The sequence below is a fragment of the Metabacillus rhizosphaerae genome (assembly GCF_037201795.1).
Lineage (GTDB): Bacteria > Bacillota > Bacilli > Bacillales > Bacillaceae > Metabacillus > Metabacillus rhizosphaerae.
This window is the reverse complement of the sequence record NZ_CP147403.1, coordinates 2,639,737-2,655,691: the sequence shown is the minus strand read 5'-3', so window position 1 is coordinate 2,655,691 and position 15,955 is coordinate 2,639,737. Positions and strand designations below refer to the sequence as shown.

General features: G+C 37.2%; 17 protein-coding genes. 6 read left to right on the top strand and 11 right to left on the bottom strand.

Annotated elements, in window-relative coordinates; genetic code table 11:
• Nucleotides 1–66: 66 nt before the first annotated feature.
• Nucleotides 67–627, bottom strand: coding sequence for an NUDIX hydrolase (locus WCV66_RS12955; RefSeq protein ID WP_066330256.1), 561 nt, complete (start codon nt 625–627; stop codon nt 67–69).
• Between the two features lie 165 nt (nt 628–792).
• On the opposite strand from WCV66_RS12955, the gene mciZ reads away from it, so the two are divergent.
• Nucleotides 793–957 carry a Z-ring formation inhibitor MciZ gene (gene mciZ, locus WCV66_RS12950; RefSeq protein ID WP_338789264.1) on the top strand — a complete coding sequence of 55 codons (165 nt, stop codon included), beginning with the start codon at nt 793–795 and terminating at the stop codon, nt 955–957.
• Nucleotides 958–1,031: 74 nt separating this feature from the next.
• Nucleotides 1,032–1,940, top strand: a complete 909-nt coding sequence (locus WCV66_RS12945) for an aldo/keto reductase (protein WP_338789263.1) — start codon at nt 1,032–1,034, stop codon at nt 1,938–1,940.
• A 42-nt stretch (nt 1,941–1,982) separates the two neighbouring features.
• On the opposite strand, the gene WCV66_RS12940 is transcribed toward WCV66_RS12945, so the two are convergent.
• Nucleotides 1,983–2,216 carry a YqkE family protein gene (locus WCV66_RS12940; protein WP_066330149.1) on the bottom strand — a complete coding sequence of 78 codons (234 nt, stop codon included), beginning with the start codon at nt 2,214–2,216 and terminating at the stop codon, nt 1,983–1,985.
• A 142-nt stretch (nt 2,217–2,358) separates the two neighbouring features.
• Nucleotides 2,359–2,643, bottom strand: a complete 285-nt coding sequence (locus WCV66_RS12935; protein ID WP_066330150.1) for a DUF5316 family protein — start codon at nt 2,641–2,643, stop codon at nt 2,359–2,361.
• A gap of 346 nt (nt 2,644–2,989) precedes the next feature.
• On the opposite strand from WCV66_RS12935, the gene WCV66_RS12930 reads away from it, so the two are divergent.
• Entirely contained in the window at nt 2,990–3,895 is a 906-nt protein-coding gene (locus WCV66_RS12930) for an alpha/beta hydrolase (protein ID WP_338789261.1), read from the top strand.
• A 365-nt stretch (nt 3,896–4,260) separates the two neighbouring features.
• On the opposite strand, the gene WCV66_RS12925 is transcribed toward WCV66_RS12930, so the two are convergent.
• Together WCV66_RS12925 and WCV66_RS12920 are read right to left on the bottom strand one after the other, a co-directional pair.
• Entirely contained in the window at nt 4,261–4,503 is a 243-nt protein-coding gene (locus WCV66_RS12925) for a DUF2552 family protein (RefSeq protein ID WP_066330155.1), read from the bottom strand.
• A gap of 10 nt (nt 4,504–4,513) precedes the next feature.
• Nucleotides 4,514–4,837: an iron-sulfur cluster biosynthesis family protein gene (locus WCV66_RS12920; protein ID WP_066330157.1), complete on the bottom strand. Its 324-nt coding sequence runs from the start codon at nt 4,835–4,837 to the stop codon at nt 4,514–4,516.
• Nucleotides 4,838–5,073: 236 nt separating this feature from the next.
• Here WCV66_RS12920 and WCV66_RS12915 point away from each other — a divergent pair, with 236 nt between their 5' ends.
• Entirely contained in the window at nt 5,074–5,286 is a 213-nt protein-coding gene (locus WCV66_RS12915; RefSeq protein WP_066330258.1) for a CDGSH iron-sulfur domain-containing protein, read from the top strand.
• A gap of 56 nt (nt 5,287–5,342) precedes the next feature.
• On the opposite strand, the gene WCV66_RS12910 is transcribed toward WCV66_RS12915, so the two are convergent.
• From WCV66_RS12910 to WCV66_RS12900, 3 genes are all read right to left on the bottom strand, one after another.
• A complete protein-coding gene (locus tag WCV66_RS12910; RefSeq protein ID WP_338789256.1) occupies nt 5,343–5,675 on the bottom strand; it encodes a YolD-like family protein in 333 nt (110 codons plus the stop codon).
• Between the two features lie 21 nt (nt 5,676–5,696).
• On the bottom strand, nt 5,697–6,362 hold the full coding sequence (locus WCV66_RS12905) for a GDSL-type esterase/lipase family protein (RefSeq protein WP_185653545.1): 666 nt from the start codon (nt 6,360–6,362) through the stop codon (nt 5,697–5,699).
• Between the two features lie 206 nt (nt 6,363–6,568).
• Nucleotides 6,569–7,831 carry a DNA polymerase thumb domain-containing protein gene (locus tag WCV66_RS12900; protein ID WP_338789254.1) on the bottom strand — a complete coding sequence of 421 codons (1,263 nt, stop codon included), beginning with the start codon at nt 7,829–7,831 and terminating at the stop codon, nt 6,569–6,571.
• A 158-nt stretch (nt 7,832–7,989) separates the two neighbouring features.
• Here WCV66_RS12900 and WCV66_RS12895 point away from each other — a divergent pair, with 158 nt between their 5' ends.
• On the top strand, nt 7,990–8,184 hold the full coding sequence (locus tag WCV66_RS12895; RefSeq protein ID WP_066330260.1) for a YqzH family protein: 195 nt from the start codon (nt 7,990–7,992) through the stop codon (nt 8,182–8,184).
• Between the two features lie 128 nt (nt 8,185–8,312).
• On the opposite strand, the gene WCV66_RS12890 is transcribed toward WCV66_RS12895, so the two are convergent.
• From WCV66_RS12890 to WCV66_RS12880, 3 genes are all read right to left on the bottom strand, one after another.
• On the bottom strand, nt 8,313–12,536 hold the full coding sequence (locus WCV66_RS12890; RefSeq protein ID WP_338789250.1) for a tetratricopeptide repeat protein: 4,224 nt from the start codon (nt 12,534–12,536) through the stop codon (nt 8,313–8,315).
• 155 nt (nt 12,537–12,691) lie between these two features.
• Nucleotides 12,692–13,486 (bottom strand): SDR family NAD(P)-dependent oxidoreductase, encoded by a 795-nt coding sequence (locus WCV66_RS12885; RefSeq protein WP_066330186.1) that lies wholly within the window; start codon nt 13,484–13,486, stop codon nt 12,692–12,694.
• An 11-nt stretch (nt 13,487–13,497) separates the two neighbouring features.
• Entirely contained in the window at nt 13,498–14,475 is a 978-nt protein-coding gene (locus tag WCV66_RS12880) for an MBL fold metallo-hydrolase (RefSeq protein WP_338789248.1), read from the bottom strand.
• A gap of 476 nt (nt 14,476–14,951) precedes the next feature.
• Between WCV66_RS12880 and proC the strand changes: the two genes are divergently transcribed.
• Nucleotides 14,952–15,755: a pyrroline-5-carboxylate reductase gene (proC, locus tag WCV66_RS12875; protein WP_066330261.1), complete on the top strand. Its 804-nt coding sequence runs from the start codon at nt 14,952–14,954 to the stop codon at nt 15,753–15,755.
• Nucleotides 15,756–15,955: the final 200 nt, after the last annotated feature.

Below are 15,955 nucleotides of genomic sequence, written 5' to 3'. Positions count from 1 at the left end.
CTAGATTAACTATTAATTAAGTTCCTTGATATAAATTATCTATGTTACATCAGGCTATGCTGTAATTTAGCTTTCCTGTCCTTTTAGCGCTTGTTTAAGTTGTAAGTATTGAACGGCATAGGCTGTTTTTGCATCGTATATTCTTTTATTTTGAATCATTTCCGCTGCTTCCTCTAATGTCACTTCCATCACATCTAAAAATTCATCTTCATCTAGTTCTGCAGCTACTGTTAGCTTTTCCAAATTCTCTGCAATAAATAAATGAACAAGTTCATCAGCAAACCCAGGTGAGGTATAAAACGAGATTAATGGTTGTAGATTACCACATGTATAACCGGTTTCTTCCTCTAATTCTCTTTTAGCTGTAGATTCTGGTTGTTCTCCTTTTTCTAGCTTACCAGCTGGAATCTCAACTAATGTCCGTCCAAGCGGCTTACGAAATTGCTCAACCATTAAAATTTTATTTTCTGGTGTTATTGCTATAACAGCTACTGCCCCTGGATGCTTTACAATTTCGCGAGTACTTGTTTTACCATTTGGTAGTTCAACTTCTTCTACATATAAATCAATAATTCTCCCCTTGAATATTTCCTTTGAAGAGAGTGTCGTTTCTTTTAAATGATCCATTCGATCAGCTCCTGTTCTATAAGCATTTCTTCCTTCATACATTCTATCATATCTTATTGGAAGGCTCTGTTAAACTTGGTTGTTGATTTCCGCTGCAATCAACAAGGTGCCAAAATCAACAGTGAGCTTTAACAGGCCTATTGGAAAGGAATGGTTCTAAAAAACGTGAAAATCTATCTGCTGGACAAGGGTATTGTTCTTGTTGGGAAAGCGTGGGAGATTCGTACAAAATTGAAGGAGTATGGTCGTACGTATACAACTGTAAATGAATGGATTAGTGATGATAAAACAAGGAAACATTCAGGTTCAATTCAAAAAAAAATAGACTAAGTGTTTTGAGTTGCTTTTTCATATTCTTTATACTAACCTCGAATTAAAGATGGTTATTGAAAAGGAGTGATAAAGTGCGAAAAAGACAACTTGGCAAATCAGAATTATATATAAGTCAAGTAGGACTTGGCTGTATGTCACTTGGAACGGAAGAAAAGCATGCTCTCTCACTTATTGATGCAGCAATAGAACAAGGTATTAATTACTTTGATACAGCGGATTTATATGATTTTGGACGAAATGAAGAACTTGTCGGCAAAGCTATTAAACATCGCCGAAAGGACATTATTTTAGCAACAAAAGTAGGAAATCGTTGGAAGGATGACAAAACTGGCTGGAGCTGGGATCCTTCTAAGGCATATATAAAAGAAGCTGTAAAACAGAGCTTACTTCGTTTGCAAACTGATTATATTGACCTTTATCAGCTGCATGGGGGAACAATTGAAGATAATATTGATGAAACGATAGAAGCTTTTGAAGAATTAAAACTAGAAGGTGTTATTCGTTATTATGGTATTTCTTCCATTCGACCTAATGTGATTAAGGAGTATCTTAAAAAATCAAGTATCATCTCAATTATGATGCAATACAGCCTACTAGATCGACGTCCTGAGGAATGGTTTTCGCTCATGAAAGAAAATGGGGTGAGTGTAATTGCTCGTGGACCTCTTGCAAAAGGTCTTTTAACCGAAAAACCTCTATCATTAAAGCTCCTAGATAAAGGGTATCTTTCTTATTCAAAGGGAGAGCTGGAAAAACAACTAGTAGAACTTGAGAATGTAGACACCCACCATAGTATGACAGAGCTTGCTTTGCAATATTGCCTTTATCAGGATGCCATCGGCACAGTAATTCCTGGGGCAAGTAAGATACAGCAATTAATTGAAAATGCTACAGCGGGATCAGGTGTGCCACTAGATCCCCAAACATATGAAAAGCTACAACAACTAACGAAACTAGATAAATACGAACAACACCGTTAAAAAACGGGGCCGATTTGGCCCCGTTTTCTTGTCTCTCTATAATTATTTAAAATTCTTCCATGATAAGGAACTCTCGTCTAACAGTTCTTCAAAGCTTTTATTTTTTTCTCTTTGTTTTCGTTCTTCTAGTTTTTGGCGTTCAAGCGCTGCTTGTCTTTCCTCTTGTTCCTGTGTTAATCCTTTTTTCACTGCTTTCAACTGCTCTAATAAATTACTATTTAAATGATCTGAAACTGATACTGACTGATCATCCTTTTTCTTGCTTGGCTTTTTCATCCACTCGCCTCCTACATCCTTTTTCAATGTCACTTATAAACGCCCATTTAATTGAACGAAGTAAACAGAGCTTGGATTATCTCTACTTCAAAGTATAAAAAAGATTTTTAAAATTGAAAAGAGATTTACTAAAGGAAATTCATTACATTGCAATTGTATAAATACCAAGCAAGAGATTAGGTAATCCCAGTAAAAAGAACATCGCAGCTCTGTTCACTCTTTTTATTCGTTCTTCCTTTGTTTCATTTTGATATTGTATTCTTATGCGATCACTACTTACAAAAACTCCTACATACAATCCTGATGCTAAAAAGGAAACTAAACCAACACTTCCAGATAGCATGGTAATAATCGTTTTATCATTCGTCATATAACCAATTAGTCCTATTAAGCAAGCAAGCAATAATCCTAAGAGAAAGGCTTTCATTTAAACACCTCATTATTATATGGATACGCAAATACTGCTTGGCTGTTTCGATAATTGTATAATTTGTTCAATAAACACATATTTTATTTGATAGAAAGGAGCGATTTAACATGGCTAAGCAACGAGGACAAAAAGGCAAACCAAATGCTGATACTTCTAAAAAGATGATGGCTGCTGAAGAAGTAGCAAAAGCGATCCATCCTACAAAAAGACAGAATTCAGAGCAATGATTAATTAGACAGGCTTAATGCTTGTCTTTTTTATTTGCATGACTTTGTAAACATTGGAAGTGTGGTAGCTGTTCATGTAAAATAAGAATGAAGTAAAAGGTAAAGGAGTCAGCGTTATGAAAAAAATATTTATTGGATTGCTTATTATCCTTTCGTATATTTTTATCATTGGATTTTTCTTTACAAATAAAATGATGTATATCAAAAAGAAAACAGATGAAGAAATTATCAATCGTGATACTAAATACGGACTTTATAATCAAAAGGATTTTGATGCTCTTGAAAAGAAAGATGTCTCAATTCCCTCTCAGTTTGGTTACTCAATTAAAGGCACTCTTATTGAACCCCACAAGACGAATCGTTACATCATTATTTGTCACGGAGTTACAGTAAATCGCCTTAATTCAGTTAAGTATATGAATTTATTTTTGCAAAAGGGCTGGAATGTTTTGATTTATGACCATCGTAGGCATGGTGAAAGTGGTGGGAAAACAACAAGTTATGGTCATTATGAGAAATTTGATCTTCAATCTGTTGTTCAATGGTTAAAGACAGAACTTGGGGATTCAATTATTTTAGGGATACATGGTGAATCAATGGGTGCAGTTACGACGTTGCTTTATGCTGGAATGGTTGAAGACAGCGCAGATTTTTATATTGCCGACTGCCCTTTCTCAGAGCTTGAAGCACAGCTACTCTACAGACTTAAAGTAGAGTTCAAGGTACCAAGCCTTTTGATTATGCCAATTGCAAAGCCTTTTGTTCAGCTGCGTGATCGTTACTCTATTAAAGGTGTTTCACCACTTAATGCAATAGCAAATATAAAACGTCCTGTTTTATTGATTCATAGTAAGGAAGATGATTACATACCAGCTGAAATGACTAAACAACTTTACGAAAAAAAGACAGGGCTTAAAAAGCTTTATATTGCTGAAAAAGGCTCACATGCGATGTCGTATGCAGAAAACCGCGAGGAATATTCTAAAGTTATTGATGAGTTTTTTGCTGAGATTGGTTTATAAGTACAAAAGCGTAGGCGCCCGCTTAGCGACATATGAACTGGAGCACTCCGTATGAGATAAAGCGAGACTTCCATCAGTGGGCTATCTGATGGATAGCGAGACTTATCGGACTTTTACGGGCAGTTTAATCATATACTGCCCGTTAATGTGCGGCAAAGGAAACACGAATAGCGTAAGCGATTCGATGTTGACTTAGCGTATAAGGAGTGTGAAGTTCACTTCTGCTTTAGCGCTGGAGCTGGATGTCAAAGCGCCTATCCATAGTACAAGAATTTTTACCACTTCCTATACGAATACAAAAGCGTAAGCGCCCGCTTATTGAGAACTTATTAAGGCTACCACATTAATCAGGTGGTAGCCTTTTTTCATCCTAGCACATCAGAAATATGCTCCATATTTTTCTCCATCCATTGAATTGCTTCATCTATAGTCGGGAATTCTTGTGCTTCAAACGTCATTTCATCTTGAAGCAACCATACGTCCTTCGTATCGTCATGAGAGCCTCCGATTGACCAGTGAAGCAGACTATATGGGTGGTTATCATTTAAAAAAGATACCCACGTTTTATTTAACGCAACATTTTTTATTGATTTTAACCGATTCTTCACCTATTTCCCCTCACTTTACAAGTAAACTCATGCGTGGATTTAATATTTGTGAAGGGCTTTTTAGCATATAGCAATTAGCTGTTTTGTTATAGGATATTGTGAGCTCTTCATCTAAAAATACCATTTTTGTCTTTTCAACAAATAACGGTACTTCATTTGTTTCTAACTTTATGTCATCTGCATCCTGCTCTTTTACTAGCCATAATGCAGTGACACCACTCATCACACATCCGCAGCCTTCTGTATCATATTTTAATTTCAACACTCTATTTTTATTTTCTCGAAGTTTAGGTGTTAATTGCTCAATTGCTTCTTTTGTAAATGTTAGCTGCATGATATTCTCCTTCTCAATTTCTTTAATCCCATTTTAACATAGGTATCAAGTGTTCTCATCTTTTAGTGATGTTAATGCATTTTCTACTTTTTAAGTCTCTGTTCTACAGGTTTGTTGCTTCAAAGATAGATTAGATTCGCCAAGTAGAGGTTCGATCTTTGCGAAACTATCTTCGCATATTTTTAGCTACAGCGGATATAATTGAGAAGAAGATTACATATAGGATGGTGTTAGAAGTGTCTAACGTACAGATCAAAGTTATGGATAATGGTCCTTTGCGGATATCAGGCGAAGTAGAACTGATTGATGTTGATGGGAACAAATTTACGACAAAAGAGATTTTTTCTTTATGCCGCTGTGGACGTTCTTCGAAAATGCCATTTTGTGATGCGTCTCATAAAGGGAATTTTGATTCTTGTGTTCGTGCCGAAAAAGTCTTAGGTGAATAATTAAGAAAGTTAGGAGGATGAGATTGTATGTTTCATCCTTCTACTCGTTTTTCTGCTTATTTTTGCTTCACATCAACAATCGCTTTAAGTGATAGCTTTTGGCGGTGGCCACTTTGTTCATCGACAATTTGAAGCGTATGTTGAATTGGATCGATATAATGAACATAGCCCGTGCATGTGTGATGAAAATGATCTTGATAATATGTGAAAACTAGCTCAGCGTGCTCTTCCATTGCTAGGCAAATTGTTTCATTAAATTGTTCAAGCTGTTGCTCATCAAGCTCAGGCTTTTCTTGATAGGAATCAGCCTCTGACCAATCTCTTAGTAGCTTTACATGCTCAGGTAGCATCATTGATGTCCATTTTATATTTCCTCTGTCTCGTATCATGTCATTCACCATCCTCAACAATTATCCACTTTGGAATTCATTCGGATAGCCTAAGTGAAATAATGTATATGCAATCTCTTGATATCCAAGGTCATTTGGATGTATATCATCTCGTCTTGACAATAACTCACCTTGTCTCCCTTTAAAAACAGTGTAAATATCAGCAACGAAAATTGTTGAGCCATTACCAAGGCTATTTAAATGGCGATTAAATAACCGCACCCATTTATCTGCAAGTGGAATTTGTGGTAGCGGGTTATAAAGATTGAGAAGGTAAATCCTATAAGGCACACCACATTCTTTTTTCAGTTCATGTATTGTGCGCATGATTTTTACCATATTGCTATGGCATTCTTTTACTGATTGATTAAGCTCCGTTACATCACCTGTTTCAGCAAGATCCTTACTTGCATTGATTAAATCGTTTCCTCCGGCGGAAATAGTGATGATGTTGGCACGCTTAATTTTCTCGTGTAGATCTGGGCGTTCTACAATCGTAAGTACTGCACCTGTCTCAATGCCAGATTCTGCATATATATCAGCAACTACATGCTTGTTTAGCTCTTTTTCTGTCAGCCTGACATAACGTGCTACAAAACCAGGTGCTAAAAATGATGCACCTACTCCAACCGTTAGAGAATCTCCTAAAGCAACATATGTTAAACATTGCTGTTGTTTAACTGCCATGCTACGTCCTCCTAAGAAAAGCTCAGGGCGCCTTGTTCAGCCTTGGACAATAAGACGCAAGTGAATAGAAGACATTCTTTGTCTGCTATTCACCTGTGGCTTAGACCCAAGAGGGGCTAGGCGCTGGAGCTAGACACCAAAATAAAATCCTTATACACTATTCTTCATTGGAGTGAATCGTAGCTTTTCCATTTGAAATGGGCTTGTTATGCTTTATGTCCACCTACAAGTTTGGCACGATGCTTCGCTGTTCCGGCTGGAGTGTACGACACAGCACGTAAAATTGCATCTGAACCATATTTATGGCGAATTGAATCCATTACATAGCCAAGTGTTCGCTGCTTCGAACGATTTTGGCGAAACAAGTCAAGCTGCATCACGCAATCGTCTTCTATATTTGATAAAGTAATCGATATTTGCCGCACCGTTTTATTTGTGTAAAACTTGTCAAACAGCTGCAAACATATTTCATAAATATCCATTGTAATATTTGTCGGCTGATCAATTGTTTTAGATCGATGAAAACCACCGCCAAATTCATCACGGCTATAGCCAATTCCAAGACTAATCGTTCTTCCGACCTTATTGTGCTGCCGTGCTCTGCGGGCAACTTCCTCACTTATTTCTAAAATGACATGCTTAACTTCCTCGGGATCTGGGTAATCACGAAGCAAAATCTGACTTTTCCCAAAACTAATTTGTCCCTGCATGATCGGTGCCCCGACTGCTGATAAATCCACTCCCCATGCGTGATAGTATAGTTGGTTACCCATAACTCCAAATTTTTTCTCGAGAAGCTCAAGAGGGTAATTGGCTAGCTGTCCGACATTGAAAATCCCCATCCGATTTAATGTTTTTTGCACCTTTGAACCGATCCCCCACATTTTGCTTAACGGCTCAATCTTCCACAGCTTTTCCTTTACATCATCATACGTCCACTCTGCTATACCTGTTTTTTTCGCATCGATGTCTAAGCATACTTTTGAAAGAAGCATGTTAGGTCCAATGCCAATTGCACTAGGGAGACCAAACTCACACTTCATGTCATCACGAATTTTATCGGCAATCGTTTGGGCATCACCCCAAATATGCTCTACCCCATCCACTTCAATAAAGCTTTCGTCCACACTATAGGTATGAATTGCCTCCTTTGGCACATAGCGATGAAGTAATTTTGTTATTTCTGTTGACATCCGAATATAGGTACCCATCTTCGGATTAACAATTTTAATCCGCGGGTCCTTTGGAACTTCAAATAATCTCGCCCCCGTTTTAATGCCAAATTCCTTTTTCATTTGCGGAGAAGCTGCCAGTACAATACTCCCTTGGCGCTCAGTATCACCAACAACGACCAAATAACATGTTAGGGGATCTAAACCAAGTAAAACCGCAGCACAGCTTGCATAAAAGCTTTTCATATCAATACAAAGGATTTTTCGTTTTGGTAACTGACCGTAGTCTTCAATCATGACCGCTTCCTCCAAACGGAATATATGTTCGTATTTATTATATTCTTTATCTTAAGCGAATATACGTTCTATTTCAATGGAAGTTTTCACCATCAGGGGTGAAAATTTCGTCGAAAAAAGACAACGAAAAAAGTATACTAGCAATAGCGAGGTGGAAAATGGAGAACGAATTTTTATTAAAAATGCTCAAGAATAGCTTTTTACAATATGGCCGAGATCTTGATATAGATCCGCTTTCGAAAGATGATTCCTTACAACTAATTGAAAAGATTACAAACGAAAAAGATAAGGACACAGAGTGGTACGAGGTTGTGGAAGATGTTGTATACTCGTATTTAACAAACCAGGAATAAAGACAAAAGCGCTGGAGTTGGATGTGTTGGATGTCGAATGATTATCCAAGTACAGGAAATGTATGTACAGTAGGATTTATAAAGAAAAAGGTAAGCACCAAAAATATCAGTGCTTACCTTTTTCTATTTTACACACTCATTGGAAAGTAACCTGTCCTTTTTAAAGGAAGCATTTCCTTGTCAGCTTCCGCTAATTCAATAAAGTACCCATCGTCATCTAATGCAAAAACATGCTCTAATTGCTGTGCAGCCTCTCTCATCCTACCGAGAGCAACGAGAAAACAAGCGCGATTATAGAGACAGAACAGGTCATCTGGATTTAATTCAATTGCCTTATTAATTGCGGCTAAGGCTTGATCTGTCTGTCCTTGACGATGAAAAATTAGGCCAAGCTGATTGTAGTTGTCTTCATTATTTGGTTCTAATTCAATTGCTGCCTTACTCGCTTTCTCAGCGTCTAGAAACTTCTCCATTTGGAGGTATAATCTAGCAAGATTATAATAGCCCTTATCAATTGTAGGCTCAATCAATAAACAACGATGATACATCACTTCCGCTTCTAGTAGATCCTCTCGTTCAAATAAAACGTAAGCTAGTAAATTCATATATTCTGGATCCTCGTGTTCAGTTAAACAGAATTCAAGCAATTCTTTCGCCTTAGTCAAATAACGGTATTGCTTAGAGAGTTTCACATTTGCCATTTCTTCAACATATAAAGCCGCAAGACGATAGGCTATGTCGACATTTGCGTTATGAGAATATGCCTTCTCTAGCACCTTTACCGCATCACTTGAAAGATCAGCTTGAACGTAAAAATCGGCAAGCCACATCACAGCCCTAACATTTTTACGATCTAATTTAATTGCTGTCTCATAAAAACCAATGATAACCCCGGCATGAGCAGTTATCTTCGTAAAATTTGTTAACCTTTTAAAGAATCCCTTCAGTTCACTTAACTGTTCAGGGGAATTCCCTTCTTGAGAAGCCACTTTTTCATAAGCAGCAGCGGTAAACATAAAAGCAAGACTTCTTTCAGCCTTTTCAAGCTTTAACTTATTATAATAACTTTCTAGCTTTAAAACAGAGCGAGTATTGCCTGCAACCTCAACCAATAACTTGTAAAGATCACGGTCATCTACATGCTCTTCAATGAGTAATAATAAAGCAGCCTTAGCTTGCTTATTATTTCCTTGTTTCATCCAAAGTTTTGCTTGATGATACAAGAGCTGTGGCTGATGTGGGCTAGTTAATAACGCTTCATTTAAGTATTCTTCCTCTTTTTCAAGATCACCAAGCTTCCCATACACATACGCAATTGAATCAAGAATAAACACTTTATCGTGTTTCCTCATTAATCCATTTAGAAAGTCAAGAAGCTTTTCAAGATCTACTTTATGATCAATAACACCAACTAAATCTTCTACCTTTACCCCAAAAGGATTTGAATAAAAGGCTTTCAGTAAATAGTTCCTTTCACTAGCTCTATCCTCCAGGATAGAGGCAATGGAGGCAAGGTCTAATAACGCCTGTTCATGTGATGGATCAAGCGTAAGGACCTTTTGATAGTAGGTTTCTGCCTCTTTGTAGTCTTCAAACTTTAACGCAATTTCTCCTAATCGATAATATGGAACAGGATCTTTTTTAATCGTTAAGGCTTGTTCAAAAAATTGCTTAGCCTTCTGAAAAAGACCATTCCCCTTATACAAGCAGCCAATATAGTATATATAATAAAATGAATTTTCAGTCGTACTACTCGTAAATCGCTCTTCAAGAAACGCTATTCCTCGCCGGTAAAAAGCTGTATCCTCGATTGCTTCTACATACATCTCAATACAATCATCAAGATGATAGGAAGCATGCAAAATACCCTTTTCCATAAAATCTAGGGCAAGCTCAAAATAAGCAGTCTTATCCTCAACAAAAATTGCAGTGTCCCAAAGAAGCTGACCTCCATTAACTAAAAATTCACTATTCGTCTCAAAATCTCGTTCTCGCTCCTTCATAAACTCAAAAAGCTCAACATATTTTCCTTCAGATTTTAATACGCTACCTAACGAGAGCCAGGGAAATACATCACTTGAATTACTATCAATTGCACGCAAAAGATAGGTGCGAGCTTCTTCATAACGCTGGGCTCGTTCATATAAATCGCCTAGTTCATTAAGCAAAACGTTTGCATTTTTTGTATAGATGAGGCCATCAAGTAGCACCTTTTCAGCACGTTTTTCATCCTCATCAATGTGCTCATATATATTGGCCAATTCTCGATAGGGAAACGGTACGTCTCGTTCTAAAAAGATGGCAACCTGAAAACCTTTCATCGCAAAATGACTTCGCCCCAGCTCATGATCACAACGTGCTCGTTCATACCAAAAATACGCATCCTGCTTATTTGTTTTTAACAGTTTATGAAAAATGGCACGAGCGTCTTCAAATGCATTAGAGTCATGCAAAATGACAGCATAGTTAACGAGGGCAAACGTATCCTCTTCATTTATATCCAATGAAACCTTTGAGTGATAGAGAGCCGTCTCGTTATCACCTAAATAAGAAAAGGAGAGCGCTAAATACGACCAAATCATATGATCCTCAGGCTCATATTGTAACGCTTCCTTAAATGCTTCGATTGCTAACACATATTCATTTTGCTCATAATAAATCCTACCTTTTAAAAACCAATGGGTCGATTTATTACGTTTACTAAACTCTTTCTCAATATACAGTAGAGCCTGGGCAAGCTGTTTTGATTGACAATAGGCGTGGGCAATAATTAGCCTGCTATATTCATTGTTTGCTAGTTGCCGACTAACAGTAGCTATAGCCTTCTCTAGTATTTCTTGACTAACAAGCTTCGGTATATATCTTAACGTATAAGCAGCCACAAGTAATTGATCAAGATTTTTATTAACAAACTGTTCATCTACAGATGTAAGAGAATCATCTTCTAGTTCAGCAAGACTTAACATTTTACTTACAACCTCGTGCTGCTGTCTATCTAATGAATTGAATTTTGTGCGATCGGCACTTGGAACAATCGCTAAAGCTAGTACTTGATTATTTCCATATTCCTTCTTGAGGTCAGCATAGTGTATTTGATGATATTCTCTAAAATTAGGATCTTGTACGTGTAAAACACGTAAGTTGTCATCATAGCCAACAAGCACCTGAACATGTGATGACATTGGATAATCCACATTAAGTATAACGCCAACCTGCATGTCTATTAAGGAACTAAAGCAATCAACATCTCCGTAGAAAAATTGACAAGCATAGCCTTGTTCCTCAAGGTACTCAATTGCTTTAGAAAGTTTCGTTCCAGACACAGAAAAAATGGAATCGGCAATGACATCTTGATGAATAAAGTGGTTAAATTGACTCAATAGCATCTCTAAACTAGCAGGTACACAAAAATTGTATTTTTGAACCACTGGTTTATACGTTAGCATTTTCACAGTGAGATTCATCGTTCCACTAAATTCTTTAAATGAAGATTGTTTCGAAAGATGAGGATGCTCGGCTAAAAAACGAGTCAGCTTAGACAAGTCTTGCTCATAATAATAACTTTCAGCCATATAGTCCTCAAATAAACCTTTATAATCATTGTAAGGAGTCAGCTGATTAATCGCTGCAATCGCTATTCTCATTTGCGGCCATTGCTTCAATTGGTAAAAAAGGCGTACTTTTTCAACTAAAAGCTTCGGGTAATTTGGATGCAATGTTAATCCTTCTTCAAGTAAGGAATGTGCCTTTTTATACTGACCATAAATGCCATAATGTTGAATTAATAATGAATAGGCAAACACACCATCTCTTTTATCCAGCTTCCCCTGTTCGAGAAATTCGATCGCACGATCCCAATCACCTTTCTGCAAATAATAGTATCCCCACCGAGTATTCATAGGTGCTTTCGTTTTTTCCGCACACTTATCCATATACGTTTTTGCTTCTGCAAACCGCTGCATATTCATCAAGGTATCCGCTAACACAAAGAACAGCTTTTCTTCTTCTTCATCTGTCAGCTCAAGCTTTAAAAGCTCTTTTAAACTTTGTTCAGCTTCTATTAATTTATGTTCACTAACTAGCTCTTCACAATACCAAATCGTCATCATGGGTGTTTTTAAATGCTTGAAATTGGTCTTAACGAGAACAGTCGCTAATTTCCCCATAATTGCAGTATCAATAACTTTAAGATACTCCTTTAAGACACCCTCGTCAGCAAATGTATTCAACCACCTGCGAAATGAAGATAATGTTGCTGCTTTTTTTATTTGATTATATTCTTCTAAAAAAGTTGAAATAGCTTCTTCATACTGTGTTGATTGTATTAATTGATTGAAGGTTGTTGTTTTCATCATGTTCCCTCGCAAATAAAAATAAAAATCAGTGTTCAATTACTTTAAATATACTTTTTTTCACGAGGTTTGTAATCTTTTTTTTTGAGTTTTCTTAACGCTCTTATTTGACGTATAAAAGGCCCAGTGCCCACCGCACCGAGCCTAATATATAACTATTTCTTAAATAAAACCTTTCCGGCAATACGCTCAAACAACCTTGGCATCACTTGATAGAGAGTACTTCCTGCATTCATCCAACCAGGTAAATTGATTTCTCGTCTTGGCGTAAGCATAGAGTTTACGATAATTCGAGCTACCTTATTGGGATCAAGCATCCACCGCTCCACATTTTTCACATAATCACCTTGCTTATCGGCAATTGTGAAAAAGTTTGTTTTTATTGGACCAGGGTTTACCGATGTAACGTAAATATCGCTATCCTTAACCTCCATACGCAGGCTGTTTGTAAAACCTAACACAGCATACTTAGTTGCTGAATAGAGACTAGATTTAGGGGTTGCAAGCTTACCAGCTTGTGAAGCGATATTGATGATATGCCCTTTTTTCCTTGAGATCATTGCTGGCAGCACCATTTTTGTGCTAGCAACTAAACCGAAAACGTTCACTTCAAACATATTTTTCATTTCATCAAGTGAAGCATCAATCACATCATTAAAGACCCCAAACCCTGCATTATTGACAAGTATATCAATATGACCTATCTCCTGTTCAATCTTAGTGAATACTTGCTGAACAGAAGATAGGTCCTGGACATCTAGAATATAATAATGGCAGGAAACTCCATAATCTTTTTTAATACGTTCAGCTAGTTGAGCTAGCAAGTCTTTTCTTCTTGCCAGCAGGATAATATGAGCCCCATGCCTTGCACATTCAATCGCAATTTTTTCACCTATTCCACTTGATGCACCAGTTATTGCAACATAGCACCCTTGAATTCGTGTATTCATATTCGTCACCTCTAACATTCATTCGCAATAAATCTATGAGTTTTTAATGAAGTATCAACTTTAATTTGCTCCATTTCCAATAAATAGTCAAGCTGTCCAACTGTTTCTGATATCGTTAACATTAGCTGTTTATGATAAATAGTTGGGAATAGAGCTTGACAAACTTGAAAGACAGTCAATGGTTTTTCAACAAGAAAGCTTTGAACTAGTTGAGCACGCTCAGATTGCTTTTTTAACCGATAGACAATCAATTTATGTACCTCATCAATATTTTCTCCATGTCCTGGATAGACAAGTGAAATTGGTAGATCTAACAATCTTGAGATCGATTGATTTAACTGAAGTTGTGGTTTAGGTCGTTCACAAATATCCTTTGTCATTGAAGGCTCTAATAAAGGGTTTGGAGAGATATGCTTTAGTAGTAAATCCCCACCAATTAATATACCTGTACACTCCTCATATAAAGCGATATGACTTTGAGCATGACCAGGTGTTTCTAGTATGCTCCATCCAGCAAGACCGTTTATTTCCTCTCCTTCTCTTATAAAGGATTTAAGGTTCCTTTTACACGAAAAATCTAAAGTGTTTTTCAGCTGATTAATGTAAGGGAGGAATTTTTTATCTACCCCAAATTCAATAAACAACTTCTCAAAAAATGCCGCAAGCTCAACAATAAATTGTTCATCTTGTTTTAACCAAGGTGTGTTAAAGGGATGACCAATTACTGAAACTTCATCACTAAAATGATCTAACATTCCCACATGATCTGGATGGTGATGGGTAACCACGATTTGTTCAATGTCTTGAGGGGTATAGCCAATTTCTTTCAATTGATGTTGAAACGCTAGCCAAGCTTCTTCTGTTTTTGGACCCGCATCAACTAGTGTTAAACAATCTCCCTTAATGACATACACATTCACATCGCCAACAGGAAAAGGTGTTGGTAGCTCCAACTTAAATACTTCGTTTCCTTGTGTGATTTGTTTCATTTCCTTCGCCCCATTTATCCCATTCTTAACCGGCAGTAACCCCCTCCTAAAAATTCATATGAAGATAGGCGGGGGACAACTACCATAGATAAGTCCCACTATATTATTTTCGAATAAAGCTATTTTCACCCTATTGTTGAGAAATATCACGATCTATTATTATTGTATCTCGCCGTCTAACTTTTGTCATTATATTCAAATAATTCAGAGAACATTCTTCGTGAAAAAGCTTGACAAGTACCTGTCTACAACTGCATAATGAATAAAAATTTATGAGAACTCATAAAAGTGTAAACACATTATCGAACAACCTAACCGCATTTCTGCGATAAAGAGACAAAGCTTAAGAATGTCATTCCTAAGGTGGTACCGCGGAGCCATTCCTTCCTTTTTATAGGGACAGAGTGGCTTTTTATAATGTGCTTAAAAGAGGAGGAGTTCATTTGGAAAAAGTTGGATTTATCGGCGCAGGTTCAATGGCAGAAGCGATGATTGCAGGACTAATAAAAGGTGGCTTATTTCAACCAGAACAAATAATCGTAGCAAACCGCTCTAACAAAGAACGATTACAGGAACTAACAAAAAAGTATGGAATTGAAACAACACATAATAAGAAGAGAGTAGTTCAAGAAGCAAAAACCATTGTATTAGCGATGAAGCCAAAAGATATAAAGGCTGGCATAGATGGTATTCAAGACTATATTGATGGTCAGCTGATTGTTTCTGTTCTAGCTGGTATCTCGATTGAAACGATGACATCGCTACTTGGTAAACAAACAGCGATTATTCGCGCAATGCCTAACACATCTGCAGCAATTGCTAAATCAGCTACAGCCATTGCAGCTAGTGAAGACGTCACGATGGCTCAAATTAAGAAATGTCAGTCTTTATTTGAAGCGATTGGAATTTGCAAGCTTGTAGAAGAAAGTCATCTAGATGCTGTTACAGGACTTTCTGGTAGCGGACCAGCATATGTTTATTTCCTTGTTGAGGCGATGGAAAAAGCAGCAGTTGAAGTTGGTCTAGAACCTGATGTGGCAAGAGATCTTATTGTTCAAACATTACTTGGTGCATCTGAAATGATTGCAAGCTCAGATAAACACCCATCCCAATTAAGAAAAGAAGTAACTAGCCCAAACGGAACAACAGAAGCTGGTATTACCATTCTTCAACAAAAAGGCTTTGAAGAAGCCCTTATCTCATGTGTAAAACGAGCAACAGAGCGATCACATGAATTAAAAACAATGTTCTCTGAAGCACTAGTTACAACAGATAAATGAACAAAAGCTCAAGCGCCCGTTTAGCGACGAGAAACAAGAGCACTCCGTATGAGATAAAGCGAGACTTCCATCAGTGGGTTTCTGATGGATAGCGAGACTTATCGGACCTTTAGGGGCAGTTTTCATTTACTGCCCATTTAGGTGGGGTAAAGCGAGACTTCCATCAGTGGGTTTCTGATGGATAGCGAGACTTATCGGAC

Coding starts and splice junctions, on each gene's coding strand:
- WCV66_RS12935 (WP_066330150.1), bottom strand. CDS start 2,643: ATGAAAGCCTTTCTCTTAGGATTATTGCTTGCTTGCTTAATAGGACTA.
- WCV66_RS12885 (WP_066330186.1), bottom strand. CDS start 13,486: ATGAATACACGAATTCAAGGGTGCTATGTTGCAATAACTGGTGCATCA.
- WCV66_RS12900 (WP_338789254.1), bottom strand. CDS start 7,831: ATGATTGAAGACTACGGTCAGTTACCAAAACGAAAAATCCTTTGTATT.
- WCV66_RS12905 (WP_185653545.1), bottom strand. CDS start 6,362: ATGGCAGTTAAACAACAGCAATGTTTAACATATGTTGCTTTAGGAGAT.
- WCV66_RS12880 (WP_338789248.1), bottom strand. CDS start 14,475: ATGAAACAAATCACACAAGGAAACGAAGTATTTAAGTTGGAGCTACCA.
- WCV66_RS12890 (WP_338789250.1), bottom strand. CDS start 12,536: ATGAAAACAACAACCTTCAATCAATTAATACAATCAACACAGTATGAA.
- proC (WP_066330261.1), top strand. CDS start 14,952: ATGGCAGAAGCGATGATTGCAGGACTAATAAAAGGTGGCTTATTTCAA.
- WCV66_RS12910 (WP_338789256.1), bottom strand. CDS start 5,675: ATGATACGAGACAGAGGAAATATAAAATGGACATCAATGATGCTACCT.
- WCV66_RS12940 (WP_066330149.1), bottom strand. CDS start 2,216: ATGAAAAAGCCAAGCAAGAAAAAGGATGATCAGTCAGTATCAGTTTCA.
- WCV66_RS12895 (WP_066330260.1), top strand. CDS start 7,990: ATGGAGAACGAATTTTTATTAAAAATGCTCAAGAATAGCTTTTTACAA.
- WCV66_RS12930 (WP_338789261.1), top strand. CDS start 2,990: ATGAAAAAAATATTTATTGGATTGCTTATTATCCTTTCGTATATTTTT.
- WCV66_RS12955 (WP_066330256.1), bottom strand. CDS start 627: ATGGATCATTTAAAAGAAACGACACTCTCTTCAAAGGAAATATTCAAG.
- WCV66_RS12920 (WP_066330157.1), bottom strand. CDS start 4,837: ATGCAGCTAACATTTACAAAAGAAGCAATTGAGCAATTAACACCTAAA.